13 protein-coding genes and 1 pseudogene are annotated in these 12,693 nt (G+C 75.0%); 7 read left to right on the top strand and 7 right to left on the bottom strand.

All coding sequences use genetic code 11. The features are described from left to right. Positions 1–23: 23 nt before the first annotated feature. The 3 genes from ACI79D_RS09570 to ACI79D_RS09560 all read left to right on the top strand — a co-directional run bounded on the left by ACI79D_RS09570 (position 24) and on the right by ACI79D_RS09560 (position 1,781). Complete coding sequence (locus tag ACI79D_RS09570; protein WP_456918136.1) at positions 24–743, top strand: hypothetical protein; 720 nt, start codon at positions 24–26, stop codon at positions 741–743. Between the two features lie 82 nt (positions 744–825). Next, a complete protein-coding gene (locus tag ACI79D_RS09565; protein ID WP_456918135.1) occupies positions 826–1,425 on the top strand; it encodes a YceI family protein in 600 nt (199 codons plus the stop codon). 74 nt (positions 1,426–1,499) lie between these two features. Continuing rightward, positions 1,500–1,781, top strand: coding sequence for a hypothetical protein (locus ACI79D_RS09560; protein ID WP_456918134.1), 282 nt, complete (start codon positions 1,500–1,502; stop codon positions 1,779–1,781). A gap of 36 nt (positions 1,782–1,817) precedes the next feature. Here the strand turns inward: ACI79D_RS09560 and ACI79D_RS09555 are convergent, their stop codons facing one another. After that, positions 1,818–3,341 carry an acetyl-CoA hydrolase/transferase family protein gene (locus ACI79D_RS09555; protein ID WP_456918133.1) on the bottom strand — a complete coding sequence of 508 codons (1,524 nt, stop codon included), beginning with the start codon at positions 3,339–3,341 and terminating at the stop codon, positions 1,818–1,820. 27 nt (positions 3,342–3,368) lie between these two features. Next, entirely contained in the window at positions 3,369–4,253 is an 885-nt protein-coding gene (locus ACI79D_RS09550; RefSeq protein ID WP_456918132.1) for an alpha/beta fold hydrolase, read from the bottom strand. A 188-nt stretch (positions 4,254–4,441) separates the two neighbouring features. Between ACI79D_RS09550 and ACI79D_RS09545 the strand changes: the two are divergent. The 4 genes and pseudogenes from ACI79D_RS09545 to ACI79D_RS09530 all read left to right on the top strand — a co-directional run bounded on the left by ACI79D_RS09545 (position 4,442) and on the right by ACI79D_RS09530 (position 6,711). Then, positions 4,442–4,978 (top strand): annotated as a pseudogene (locus ACI79D_RS09545) (UGSC family (seleno)protein). A gap of 28 nt (positions 4,979–5,006) precedes the next feature. Beyond that, positions 5,007–6,059 (top strand): hypothetical protein, encoded by a 1,053-nt coding sequence (locus ACI79D_RS09540; protein ID WP_456918131.1) that lies wholly within the window; start codon positions 5,007–5,009, stop codon positions 6,057–6,059. 34 nt (positions 6,060–6,093) lie between these two features. Next, positions 6,094–6,291, top strand: a complete 198-nt coding sequence (locus ACI79D_RS09535) for a hypothetical protein (RefSeq protein ID WP_456918130.1) — start codon at positions 6,094–6,096, stop codon at positions 6,289–6,291. 24 nt (positions 6,292–6,315) lie between these two features. Continuing rightward, positions 6,316–6,711 carry an AMP-binding enzyme gene (locus ACI79D_RS09530; protein WP_456918129.1) on the top strand — a complete coding sequence of 132 codons (396 nt, stop codon included), beginning with the start codon at positions 6,316–6,318 and terminating at the stop codon, positions 6,709–6,711. Here ACI79D_RS09530 and ACI79D_RS09525 read toward each other — a convergent pair. The 5 genes from ACI79D_RS09525 to ilvD are packed head-to-tail and all read right to left on the bottom strand — an operon-like array spanning position 6,708 to position 12,452. Continuing rightward, a complete protein-coding gene (locus ACI79D_RS09525) occupies positions 6,708–7,607 on the bottom strand; it encodes an IclR family transcriptional regulator domain-containing protein (protein WP_456918128.1) in 900 nt (299 codons plus the stop codon). The genes ACI79D_RS09530 and ACI79D_RS09525 overlap by 4 nt on opposite strands. Before the next feature lie 45 nt (positions 7,608–7,652). Further along, positions 7,653–8,093, bottom strand: a complete 441-nt coding sequence (locus ACI79D_RS09520; protein WP_456918127.1) for an aconitase X swivel domain-containing protein — start codon at positions 8,091–8,093, stop codon at positions 7,653–7,655. Further along, positions 8,090–9,370: an aconitase X gene (locus tag ACI79D_RS09515; RefSeq protein WP_456918126.1), complete on the bottom strand. Its 1,281-nt coding sequence runs from the start codon at positions 9,368–9,370 to the stop codon at positions 8,090–8,092. The genes ACI79D_RS09520 and ACI79D_RS09515 overlap by 4 nt, the downstream gene beginning before the upstream one ends. Beyond that, the gene (locus ACI79D_RS09510; protein ID WP_456918125.1) at positions 9,367–10,707 is read right to left on the bottom strand and encodes an FAD-dependent oxidoreductase; all 1,341 of its coding nucleotides are present in this window, start codon (positions 10,705–10,707) and stop codon (positions 9,367–9,369) included. The genes ACI79D_RS09515 and ACI79D_RS09510 overlap by 4 nt, the downstream gene beginning before the upstream one ends. Beyond that, positions 10,704–12,452 carry a dihydroxy-acid dehydratase gene (gene ilvD / locus ACI79D_RS09505; protein WP_456918124.1) on the bottom strand — a complete coding sequence of 583 codons (1,749 nt, stop codon included), beginning with the start codon at positions 12,450–12,452 and terminating at the stop codon, positions 10,704–10,706. Before ilvD ends, ACI79D_RS09510 begins: the two co-directional genes overlap by 4 nt. Positions 12,453–12,693: the final 241 nt, after the last annotated feature.

Below are 12,693 nucleotides of genomic sequence, written 5' to 3'. Positions count from 1 at the left end.
CCGCGCCGCGGGACCCTCGGCGCATGGAGTCCGATGGGCCGGCCGCCCACGAGGACGCGCAGGGCGCCGGGCCCGAGCGCGTGCGGGCCGAGCCGACGTGCATCACCCAACGACTCCGGGAGGACGTGCGGCACCACCAGGAGCGGTTGCGCGAGATCGCCGGAGAGGTGGCCGCGACGGAGAGCCACGTCGCTGCCACGTTCCGGGCGATGGCCGAACAGGCGCGAGGGAAGGGCCGCCTCGAGGACGCGCGGCGGCTGGAGACCGAGGCCGACAAGGCGCTGTTCGGTGCCGAACTGCAGCGCAGGCGCGCCCAGCAGGGGCCGCCCGGTCCGCCCTCCGGCGAGCCCGATCAGGTCCGTGCTGAGCAGCGCGCCCGCGCGGTGCGCCGCGCCCTGGACGAGGCGACCCGGCGACGGGAGGAGGCCGCCCTCCGCCGCGACGAGGCCGCCTTCCGCCGCGACGAGGCCGCCCTGCGGCGGGACGAGGCCGCGGTGGAGCGCGACCAGCGGGCCGCGGAGCGCGCCGAGGGCGCGGCACGGCGGGCCGCGGACGACCGCACGGGCGACGACGCCGGCCCCGGCAGCGCCCAGCGGGAGCAGCTCCAGGCGGCCCGGGACCGCGACGCCGCCCGTCTCGACCGCGACGCTGCCCGCGACGACCGCGAGGCCGCCGCGCGCGACCGGGCCGCGGCCGAAGCCGATCGGGAGCAGTCCGAGGTGGATCGGGAGACCCGCTACTGACCGGGAGCGACCCCTGGCGTGTTCCCGCTCCGAGCATCCGTCAGGATGGAGCGGATGCACTCGGGGGAAGGAGAGGTCGGCCGTGGGCAAGCACCGGGCACCTGACGCAGACCCCACCGACTTCGACGCGGCGACCAGCGCCCTCGTCGACGTCAGCGGCGACTACGAGGTCGACGCGGCACACACGCGCATCGGCATCCGCGCCCGCCACGCCATGGTGACGACGGTGCGCGGCTCGTTCACCGACTTCTCCGGGACCGCGCACCTGGACGTGGCCAACCCGCCGGCCAGTTCGGTGACGCTGCGCATCCGGACCGCCAGCGTCGACACCGGCCAGGCCGACCGCGACGGCCACCTGCGGTCGGCGGACTTCCTCGACGTCGAGACCTACCCGGAGATCGTCTTCGTCTCCACCGACGTCGAGCAGGTCGACGAGGAGACCTACTCGGTCACCGGCGACCTCACCATCCGCGACGTCACCCGGCCGGTGACGGTCGACTTCACGCTGACCGGCTCGGCCAAGGACCCGTTCGGCAACACCCGCGTCGGCTTCGAGGGCGCACTGGCCATCAAGCGCAGCGACTGGGGCCTGACCTGGAACACCCCGCTCGACACCGGGGGCGTGCTGGTCAGCGACCGCATCCAGATCGAGTTCGACGTCTCCGCCGTCCGCAGCGCCTGAGCCGGGACCTCCGCCCCGGGACGGCACCGTTCCGGATCCGTAACGTCCCCCGCAGCCGGTGCGAGGGGGAACGCATGTCGGTGATGGTCGTGCGCCTGCGGTGGGGGTCCCTGTCCGACGGTGAGGAGGAGCGGCTGCGGACCCTGGTGCGCCCTGGCAGCTGGTACCCCGACGGCTGCCACTGCCGGCGGCTGACCCGGGAGGGCTGCGCGCTGGTCCTCACCGAGATCTGGGCCGACCGCGCCGCCGCCGAGCGCGGGCTCGGCCGGCTGTGCCGGGGGCTGCGGGCGGCGGGGGTCGCCTGGCCCGGCGCGTCGGTGACCTGCCTGCCGGCGAACGGCTTCCCGGCCGTGTGACCGGCGCCGGTCCGCGCGGCGGCGGGCCGGGGGGCCTCAGCGGGGCGGCGCCATCGTGCCCTCGGTGAGGAACCGGGTGTGCCAGCTCAGCGCCTCGGCGAGCAGGTGCGGGGTGTGCCGGCCCGGGGCGTCGCGCACCGCGCGCTCGAAGTAGTCGCGTAGCAGCGGCCGGTAGTCGGGGTGGGCGCACCGCTCGATGACCAGCTCGGCGCGCCGCCGCGGGGCAAGCCCGCGCAGGTCGGCCAGCCCCTGCTCGGTGACGATCACGTGCACGTCGTGCTCGGTGTGGTCGACGTGGCTGACCATCGGCACGATCGCCGAGATCGCGCCGGCCTTGGCCGTGGAGGGGGTCATGAAGAAGGAGATGTAGGCGTTGCGGGCGAAGTCGCCCGAGCCCCCGATGCCGTTCTGGATGCGGCTGCCCATCACGTGGGTCGAGTTGACGTTGCCGTAGATGTCGGCCTCGATCAGCCCGTTCATGGCCAGGACGCCGAGCCGCCGGACGATCTCCGGGTGGTTGCTGATCTCCTGCGGCCGCAGCACGATCCGCTCACGCAGCGTCGCCGCCTCGGCGTCGAACCGCGCCGTCCCCTCCGGGCTCAGCGAGAACGCCGTGGCCGACGCCGACACCATGCGGCCCGAGCACAGCAGCTCGAGCATGCCGTCCTGGATCACCTCGGTGTAAGCGGACAGGCCCTCGAACGACGACGTCCCGAGCCCCGCCATCACCGCGTTGGCGACGTTGCCCACGCCCGACTGCAGCGGCAGCAGCTCGCGGGGGACCCGGCCGCGGGCCACCTCGTGCTCGAGGAACTCGACGATGTGCCCGGCGATGGCCCGCGAGGCGGCGTCCGGCGGGGTGAAGGGGCTGTTGCGGTCGGGGGCGTCGGTCTCGACGACGGCGACGACCTTGTCCTCCGGGCAGCGCAGGTACGGGACGCCGATCCGGTCGTCCGGGCGCACCAGCTGGATGGGCCGGCGGGCCGGCGGTAGCGCGGTGCCGTAGTAGACGTCGTGCATCCCGTCGAGCGCCGCGCTCTGCCAGGAGTTGACCTCGAGGACGACGCGGTCGGCCCGGTCCAGCCAGGTCTTGTTGTTGCCCACCGACGAGGAGGGCACCAGGTCGCCGTCGGCGGTGATGCCGCTGACCTCGACGACGGCGACGTCGAGCGGGCCGAGGAAGCCCTCCCACGCCATCTGGGCGACGTGCGACAGGTGCACGTCGATGTACTCCATGACCCCGGCGTTGATCTTCTCGCGGCTCACCGGGTCGGACTGGTAGGGCAGCCGCAGCTCGATGCCGTCGGCGGCGGCCAGCGCACCGTCCAGCTCCGGGGCGGTGGAGGCGCCGGTCCAGACGTTGACCCGGAAGGGGTCACCCGCGGCGTGCGCGTCGTGGATCTCCCGCGCCAGCGCCTGGGGGACGGCCTTCGGGTAGCCGGCTCCGGTGAAGCCGCTCATCCCGACGGTGTCACCGTGCCGGATGTGGGTGGCGGCGACCTCCGCCGGGACGACCTTGCGGGCCAGGCCCGCGTGCCGGATGCGGCCCGACTGCGCCATGAGCCCGAGGCTACGCGGCCCCCGCGGTCACGCAGCCCGAACCGGCGGCCAGACGGCAAGCAGGGTGCGGACGGCGGTCACCAGCGCCAGCGGCTGGTCGAGCATCGGGTGGTGCCCCGCCTCGGGCAGGTCGACCACCGGTAGTCCGCCGGGCACCAGCGCCACCATCTCGGCGGCCATCTCCGGCGACACCAGGCCGTACTGGCAGCGGAACAGCGCCGCGGGCGCGGCCAGCCGCGGGAGGAGCTGGCGCACGAGGGGCCGGGTGCCGAAGAACGCGGGGTCGAACTTCCCCGTCCACCCGCCCTCGACCGGCCGCAGCGAGCCGCGGGCCACGTGCTCCCGGACCGACGGCAGGCAGGCCTCCTGGGGCGGCAGCGTGCGGAAGCGGTCGACGCCGGCGGCGAGGTCGGGGTGGACCCTGTGCCGCCGGGGCTGCTCGCGCAGGGTCTGCTCCTCCGGCGGCTGGCGGTCCAGCGGCGAGTCGATGACCGCGACCCCGGCGACGGCGTCCCCGTGCTCGACGCCGGTGGTCAGCGCCACCCAGCCGCCCATGCTGTGCCCGAGCACGACCGGTCGGGTCAGCTGCTCGGCGGCCGCGACGGCGAGCACCTCGCGCGCCCACTGCGCCATGCCGTAGTCGACGCGGCGGTCGCTGTCCCCGTGCCCGCTCAGGTCGGGGGCGACCACCCGGTGGGTGTCGAGCAGCGGCGCGACGTGGTCCCACCAGCCCGAGTGCGCCGCCCCGCCGTGGACCAGCATCAGCCCCGGGCGGCCCGGCTCGCCCCAGGCCCGGTAGTGCACGCGCGCGCCGTCGACCGTCACGTCCCGGTGCTCGGGCGCGACGGCGACCGCGCGGGTGAACCAGGCCGGCGCCTCCTCGGCGGCGTCCGGGACGGCGGTGGGGGACACGGGCACTCCTCGCGGCGTCGCAGGGGCCCGGAGCCCCCGGGACCGTCCCCGGACGTTACGCACCCCTCGGCGCGGGGGCCGGGCGCGCCGCCGGTCGGACGTTGACCCCCTCCCCCGGGCTGGCTAGGGTCGCCGTGCGGCAAGGGCACCACTGTGCGGATGCCGCACAATCGACGACGAGGAGCCCCATGGAGCTGGAGTCGATACTGGACCCCACCGGCGCGTCCGACACCACCGCCGACACCTCGCTGGCCCCGCGGCTGACCACGCTGCGCGGGCGGACGCTGGGCCTGCTGGACAACACCAAGCCCAACGGCGCCGCCCTGCTCTCCGAGCTCGGCTCGGTGCTCACGGCCCGCTACGGCGTGAAGGAGGTCCTGATGTACAGCAAGCCGTACTTCGGGACGCCGGTGGAGCCGACGCAGACGCAGCGGATCTTCGAGGAGTGCGACTTCGCGATCACCGCGATCGGCGACTAGGGCTCCTGCAGCGCGGCCAGTCTGGCCGACGGGATCCTCCTGGAGCGGCAGGGCGTGCCGGCCGTCTCCATCTGCACCGACCCCTTCGCGATCACCGCGCAGGCGATGGCCCGCACCTACGGGTTCCCGGGCTTCCACTACGTCTCCATCCCGCACCCGGTGGCCAGCCTGGACGCCGAGGGCATCCGCCGCCGCGTGGAGGAGATGCTGCCCCGCGTCCTGGAGATCCTCGGGGTCGAGGAGTGACCGGGGGGCGCGGGACCGGGGGCGGCGCGTGAACGCCACCCAGCGGGCCGTCGAGCACGTCTACGCGCAGGGCTGGACCGACGGGCTCCCGGTCGTCCCCTGCGACGCCGAGGCGCTCGACGCGCTCCTCGCCCGGGTCGACCGCGACCCGGGCGAGGTCCTGCTGGAGATGCCACAGCTCAACCGCGCGGTCACCGTGCGGCTGGCCGCGATCAACGCGGTGATGGCCGGCTGCCTGCCCGAGTACTTCCCGGTGGTCGTGGCCGCCTGGGACTCGCTGCGCGAGGAGGGCTACCCGCGCAAGGGCATCTGGCAGAGCACCACCGGCACGGGCACCCTGCTGCTGGTCAACGGCCCGGTGCGCCAGGAGCTCGGCGTCAACAGCGCCGGGAACCTGTTCGGCCCGGGCTTCCGGGCCAACGCGACCATCGGCCGGGCGGTCCGGCTGGCTGCGATCAACGCCCTGGGCCTGCGGCCGCACGAGCTCGACCAGGCCACCCAGGGGACGCCGGCCAAGTACACCTGCTGCATCGGGGAGAACGAGGAGCAGTCGCCCTGGGCGCCGCTGTCCGTCGACTGCGGCCTGGCCCCCGAGGACAGCGCAGTCACCGCGTTCACGATGCGCTCGACGCTGCACATCGAGGCCCGGCACACCGGCGTCCCCGAGCAGCTGCTCGACGACGTCGCCGGCAGCCTGCGGCGCACCGGCGCGCTGCTGCACCAGAGCGTCAGCGCGCTGGTCGTGCTGGGCCCCGAGCACGCGCACCTGCTGGCCGGCGCCGGCTGGAGCAAGCGGCAGGTCTCGGAGTACCTGTACGAGCAGTCGTTCGTGTCCCGGGCGGAGCTGGACCGGGCCGGCAAGGGGGCGGTGTCGGCCAAGAGCCACTGGCGGGTCGCCCGCGACCACCCCGACGCCGTCGTCGACTCCGGCCCCGACCCGGCGCGGGACGGCGTCCACGCGATGACCTCGCCCGACGCCGTCCTCGTGGTCGTCGCCGGGGCGGCCAACTCCGGGGTGTCGGCCGTGGTGGAGACGTTCGGCCCGCGCGGCGGCCGGCCGGCGGTCACCCGGATCGCGTGATCGGCTTCCGCGCCAACCTGGCGACGCGGCCGGGGTGGTCGCCGACGCGCTGGCCGCCGCCCGCGAGGGCAGCGCGCCGGTCATGCTGCCGGCGTCGCCGCTGATGCACGGCACCGGCTTCTTCTTCAGCCTCGGCGACCTGCTGCGCGGCGGCCGCGTGGTCACCCTGCCGCAGCGCTCGCTGGACCCGGCGGCCCTGTGGACGGTGGTGCAGCGGCACCGGGTGACCTAGCTGGCGATCGTCACCATCGACGGCGTGCGCTACGCCGTCCCGGGCGACGCCGCCACGGTCGAGGCCGACGGCACGCTCACCCTGCTGGGCCGCGGCTCCGGGGTGGTCAACACCGGCGGGGAGAAGGTGTTCGCCGAGGAGGTCGAGCAGGCCCTGGTCGACTGCCCCGGTTTGGCCGAGGCGGTCGTCGTCGGCGTCCCCGACGAGCGGTGGGGCAGCCGGGTGGCCGCGCTCGTGGTGCCCGAGCCCGGCGCGCGGCTGGACGAGGCGGCGCTGGCCGACGCGGTGGGGGAGCGGCTGGCCGGCTACGAGCGGCCGCGGCTGGTCACGGTCGTGCCGGCCGTGGAGCGGACCGTCTCGGGCAAGGTCGACCGCCGGTGGGCCGCCGAGCAGGCCCGGCGGGGCGCCGAGGCGCGCTAGAGGTGCCCGGGGGGCGAGGGCCGCAGCCCGAGCAGCGAGATGTCCCGCTCGACCAGCCGCGCGGTCTCCCGCAGGGGCTCCAGCGCCGCACGGCGCAGCGCCGTCGGCGACAGCCGCCGCGAGTGGGTGCCCACGTTGATCGAGCCGACGACCGCGCCCCGCGCGTCGTGCACCGGGACGGCGATGGAGGTGACCCCCTCCTCCAGCTCCTGGTCGACCAGCGCGTAGCCCTGGGCGCGGACCTCCATGAGCTTGGCCCGCAGCTGCTCGGGGTCGGTGGTCGTCCGGGAGGTCCGCGGCTCGAACGGGCCGCGGGCGAGGAAGGCGTCGAGCTGCTCGTCGGGCAGCGCGGCCAGCTGCACCCGGCCGTGCGAGGTGACGAAGGCCGGCAGGCGGGTGCCGATGGTGATGCCGCCGGCCCGCACGCGGCGGGGCCCGACCCAGGCGACGTAGACGACGTCGTCGCCGTCGAGGACCGCGGAGCTGACCGTCTCGTTGAGCCGGTCGGACAGCGCGGTCATGTGCGGGGTCATCACCTGCGGCACCGACATCACCGACAGGTAGGTGTGGCCCAGCTCCAGCACCGTGGGCCGCAGGTGGAACCGGCGGTCGGCGGTGCCCACGTAGTCCAGGTCGACCAGGGTGAGCACGAAGCGGCGGGCCGCGGCGCGGGTCATCCCGGTGCGCCGGGCGATCTCGCTGAGGGTCAGCTCGGGCTGCTCGACGGTGAAGGCCTTGATCACGGCCAGCCCGCGCTCCAGCGACTGCACGAAGTAGTCGCCGCGCTCGCGGGGTGCGCCGGTGTCCCCGTCGTCGGGTACGGCCTCGGGTCCGGTCAGTGCTCCTGCTCCTCCTGCGCGGGCGCGGCGCGGTGCCGCGGCGTCCGTCTCCGGCATCGATCCTCGTCCGGGCCCCCCGCCGGGGGACAGGGCCGGACGACGCTACCTGCCCCTCGGGGTGACGACGACCTCCCCGCGGTCGGCGTCCACCCGCACCCGGTCCCCGGTCCGGATGGCGGTGAACGGGTCGCCGTCGAGGTCGGTCACCGCGGGCACGTGGCTGACCACCACGCCGAGGGCGATCTTGGTGTTCATCGTCGTGAACACCATCGCCGCCGGCGCCGACCCCATGAGGCGGGCCATGTGGAACATGCCCGACCAGCCCGAGGAGCCCTTGGCGGTGGGGAAGACCAGCACCTTGCCGGCGAAGGACTGCCCGACCAGCTCGTGCCGGGACTCGATCACCCGGCCCTGCCGCGGCTCCACCCCGCCCCAGCCGGAGATGGCCTCGCGGGTGACCAGCGCCTCGCCCTCGGCCACCCCGCCGACCAGCCCCCGGCCGCGCAGCACGACCTGCTCCCGTCCGCGCGCCGGGTCCGTCACGGTGCATCCCCCCGCCAGGTGCCGGTGACCGCGGCGTCCACGCACTCGGCGAGCGTGCCGAACCAGCCCTGCACGCCCATGATCGCCGGCAGGTAGTGGACCTGCTTGGCCGAGTCGGTCGCGATCACCCGGGTGCCCTCCGGCACGAACTGGCCGATCGCCGGGCAGGTGTCGCTCATCAGCAGCGCGCCGGCGTCGGCGAGTGCCCGGTCGTAGCCGTTGCGCTCGGCGACGTGCCGCAGCGCGCGGGGGGTGAACACCCACAGCTCGGTCTCCGGGTGCACCCGGCGCCCCTCGAGCAGCCGGACGACGTCGCGGATCTGGCCCAGGGTCGCGTGCGGGCAGCCGATCATCACGAGGTCCACGGCGGTGTCGCGGGTCGTGGCGTTGAGGTGCTCGTAGGCCTCCCGGCGCTGCGCCGGCCCGTAGGTGAGCCGCTCCACCGGCGCCCGCCCGGCGAGGGCCTCCTCGACCGTGCGCGCCTCCGCGGTGACCCCCGGGACGTGGTAGAGCTCCACGCCGCCCGAGGAGGCCGCGGCCGCGCCGAAGTGCTTGAGCCGGACCAGGTCGGGGGTGGTGGCGATGCCGTCGACGACCGGGATGGCCTCCTCCGGCACCTGCTCGCCGAGCCAGTAGCCGAGCAGGCCCCAGTCCCGGTTGCTCTCGACCGGGGTGGTGACCTCGACCAGGTGGCTGCCGTGCCGGTTCTCGTCCAGGTGCAGGCCCCAGTAGGGGATCTTGCCGGTGAGCATGGCCGCGCCGGTGCTCTCCCGGCCCTCCACGTTGGTCCGGGCGCCGAGCACCGAGTTGACGTAGACGACCGCCGAGCTCTCCATCCAGGCGCAGTGCTCGCCCTTGAGCGGCACGTTGCCGACCTGGTACGGCGTGCAGGTGTTGAGCAGGTGGATGCCGTGCTCGGCGTTGTACCGCTCGCTGGCCACGATCTCGTCGTGCTCGGCCTGCGGCAGCCCCTGGACCTGCCAGTGCTTGGTGTCCATCGGGCCGATGAGCTGGTAGCTCTGCGCGCGCACCGGCGGGATCGGCAGCACGGTCGGCGCGTCCAGGCTGTGCTCGGAGAACGCCGCGTCCGGGGTGGGGGAGCCGCAGACGAGGCTGTGCCGGGAGCCGAAGAGGTTCGCGCCGCACACGTTGTCGGTGTCGACCAGCCGCTCGGCGCCGAGCACCTCGCCGTAGCGGACGAGCAGGTCCATCGCGGCGGCGACCGCCTCGCCCCGGGCGCCGTCGAGCATCGCCTGCTCGTCGTCGGCCAGCCTCACCGGTCGTCCCCCAGCCAGGCGCCGTCCTCCTGCAGGCGCGCCTGCAGCTTGCCGACGTCCACCTCGCCGACCGCGACCCCGGCGTCCAGGACCAGGTCGGCGGCGGTGCCGGCGGCCTGCCCCATCGCGAAGCACGGCCCGGTCACCCGGGCGCTGGACTGCCCCTCGTGGGTCATCGAGGCGCACCGGCCGACCACGTAGGTGTTGGTCAGCCGCTGCGGCACGACCATGCGGAAGGGCAGCTGGTTGTAGCCCCGCGGCCGCCGCTGCCAGCGGATCTCCACGTCGCCCGCGACGTGCGCCTCCACCGGCCAGCCGTTGACGCCGATCGCGTCGGGGAAGTCGGCGCAGTCGAGGATGTCGTCCTCGCTGAGCTGGTGGGCGCCGACGATCCGGCGGGTCTCGCGGACGCCGATGTCCGGCGCGATGTCGACGACGTAGCTGGCGGCGAAGCCGGGCACCTCCTCCTTGTAGAAGGGGAAGACGTCGCGGACCTGGCGGCGGCCCTGCAGCTCGCCGAGGGTCAGCTGCCAGACGTCGGTGCCGTCGATCGCGCTGCCGTCGGGGTTGCGCAGCTGGGTGATGTTGGCCCGCCACTCCAGCGGGTCGCGCTGCGGGCGCACGATCGGCCGCTTGCGCGGGAAGGAGTAGCGCCCCGCGGCCTCGGCGTCGTCCATCAGCGCCGGCAGCCGGTCGTAGGTGTCGCTCGCCGTGGCCGCGTCGACACCGTTGATGCGGAACATCAGCGACGGGTAGAGCATCCCGTGCGCCGGGTCGGTCTTCTCGTACGGCGCCCCAGCCCACGCGGCGAGGTCGCCGTCGCCGGAGCCGTCGACGAACACCCGGCCGCGGATCGCCCCGCGGCCGGACTTGGACTCCACCAGCAGCGCGTCCACGGTGCTCGCGTCGGCCATGACCGCGCCCACGGCCAGCGCGTGGAACAGCAGCGTGACGCCGGACTCGACCAGCAGGTCGTCCAGGGCGATCTTGTAGGCGCTGATGTCGTAGGCCTGGGCGAGGATCCGGTTGGCGAAGCTCAGGTGCGGGGGGTTGAGCCCGCCGAGGGCGTCGATCCGCTCGAGCAGCTCGTCGGCCAGGCCGTGGACCACCTGCCGGTCCTCGCCGTGCACCCGCGCGTGCAGGCCGCAGAAGGTCGACAGCCCGCCCGCGCTGCCCGCCCCGCCGGTGTAGCCGTTGCGCTCGACCAGGATCGTCGAGCGGCCGGCGCGGGCGGCGGCGGCGGCCGCCATGACCCCGGCCGGCCCGCCCCCGAGCACCACGACGTCGTACTCGCCGAGCACCGGCGTGCGCCGGCCCGGTTCCTCGACCCAGCTCACAGGGTGCCCTCCTCGCGGGTACGGCCGGGGGACGGCGGGGTGAGCACCGCGCCCTCCTCGACCGGGGAGACCAGCCGGCGGTAGGCCGCCAGCCAGCCGTGGTCGGGGCCCGGCTCGGCGTCGCCGAGCCGCGCGCGCCGCTCGGCCAGCACGTCCTCGGGGACCTCCAGGTCGACGGTGCGCCGGTCGACGTCGATGACGATCCGGTCGCCGTCCTCCACCAGGGCCAGCGGCCCGCCCAGCGCCGCCTCCGGGGTGACCTCGCCGACGACGGTGCCCACGTTGACCAGGCCGGACATCTGCCCGTCGGTGACCACGGCGACGCTCTCGCCCAGGCCCGCGCCCTCGAGCGCGAACACCACCGCCGAGCCCAGCGCCATCCCCGGGCCGCCGACCACGCCCAGGCCGCGGACCACCAGCACGGTGCCCGGGGTGACCTCGCCGCGGGCCAGGCCGGCCAGCGCCGCGTCCCGGGTGGGGTAGCACAGCGCCGTCCCCTCGAACCGGCGGTTCCCGCGGTCGTCGACCGGCCGCTTCACCACCGCGCCGCCGGGCGCCAGCGACCCGCGCACCACGACGATCGTCGGCCGGGTGCCGAACGGCCGGTCGGCGGGGCGCACGACCTCCTCGTCGGCCACGGTCGCCTCGGCGAGCACCTCGCCCAGGGTGCCGCCGTCCACCGTCGGGACGTCGAGGCCGAGCAGGTCGCGGAGCCGGGCGAGCACCGCGCGGGTGCCGCCGGCCCGCTCCAGGTCCTCGATGAACGCCGGCCCGTTGGGGCGCACGGCGCACAGCAGCGGCACCCGGTCGGCCAGCTCGGCGAACAGCCCGGGGACGTCGACGTCCACCGCGGCCTCGTGCGCCACCGCCTGCAGGTGCTTGATCGAGTTGACCGACCCGCTGATCGCCAGCATCACGGTGACCGCGTTGCGGAATGCACCGGGGGTAAGGACCCGGCGCGGGGTGAGGCCCTCGGCGACCAGCTCGACGATGCGCGACCCGGCGCGGGCGACGGCGTCCCACATCGCGGGGCTGTTCGCCTGCACCGGGGTGGTGCCCGACAGCGTCATGCCCAGCGCCTCGCAGGCCATGTGCATGGTGTTCGCGGTCCCGAGGCCGGCGCAGACGCCCGGCCCGCGGATGGCGTTGTCGCTCATCCCGCACAGCGTCTCGAAGGTCATCGCGCCGGCGGCGACGTGGCCGGCGGCGAGGAAGACCTCCTCGATGTCGACGTGCTCCCCGCGGTACTCGCCGCTGGGCTGGTAGCCGCAGCCGACGACGATGGTGGGGATGTCCAGCCGCCCGGCCGCCATGAGGTGCGCCGGCGCGGTCTTGTCGCAGGAGGCGAGGGTGACCATGCCGTCGAGCTGGGCGCCGTCGACGGCCACCTCGACGTCGTTCACGATCAGGTCGCGGCTGGGCAGGATGTAGCGCCCGTCGCGGCCGGCCGAGGTGATGAAGTCGGCCGGGGCCGCCGTCCGGACCTCGAACGGCAGCCCGCCGGCCGCCCGGATCGCCTCCTTCAACGGCCCGACGACGCCGTCGAGGTGGCTGAAGCAGATCGCCAGGTCCGACGAGGAGTTGACGATCGCGATCTTGGGCTTGGCCATGTCCTCGTCGGGGATGCCCAGCGCCTTCCACTGCGCGCGGCGCACCGCCCAGCGGGAGCTGCCCTCCGCGAGGTCGCTGCGCAGGCCCACCGGCTCCCGCCCGCGACCCAGTCGCGCCCCGGGATGACTGGTCATGGGCTCTCCTGGGGCTCGACGGCGGGATCTTCAGGCGGGGGAGAGGGCGGCGGGCGCCGTGAGCCGCCCGGGCTGTGTGCGGCATGCGATCACTCGTGCTCAGAACGCACGCTAGGGCGGGCATTCCCGCGATGTCAACGCCGCGGCCGGGGTCGCCCGCCCGCGCGTCGCCGTGCTTGACGCGCCGTGGCCCGCCGATACGGTCGTGGGCGCAGAGAGAGCGGCTGTGCGGATTCCGCAC

Source organism: Geodermatophilus sp. SYSU D00708 (genome assembly GCF_054050115.1).
This window is presented reverse-complemented; position numbering and strand designations above follow the sequence as displayed.

What these genes read in the sequence shown, in the direction of transcription:
- ACI79D_RS09560 (WP_456918134.1), top strand. Translation starts at nt 1,500, where the DNA reads ATGTCGGTGATGGTCGTGCGCCTGCGGTGGGGGTCCCTGTCCGACGGT.
- ilvD (WP_456918124.1), bottom strand. Translation starts at nt 12,452, where the DNA reads ATGACCAGTCATCCCGGGGCGCGACTGGGTCGCGGGCGGGAGCCGGTG.
- ACI79D_RS09555 (WP_456918133.1), bottom strand. Translation starts at nt 3,341, where the DNA reads ATGGCGCAGTCGGGCCGCATCCGGCACGCGGGCCTGGCCCGCAAGGTC.
- ACI79D_RS09570 (WP_456918136.1), top strand. Translation starts at nt 24, where the DNA reads ATGGAGTCCGATGGGCCGGCCGCCCACGAGGACGCGCAGGGCGCCGGG.
- ACI79D_RS09525 (WP_456918128.1), bottom strand. Translation starts at nt 7,607, where the DNA reads ATGCCGGAGACGGACGCCGCGGCACCGCGCCGCGCCCGCGCAGGAGGA.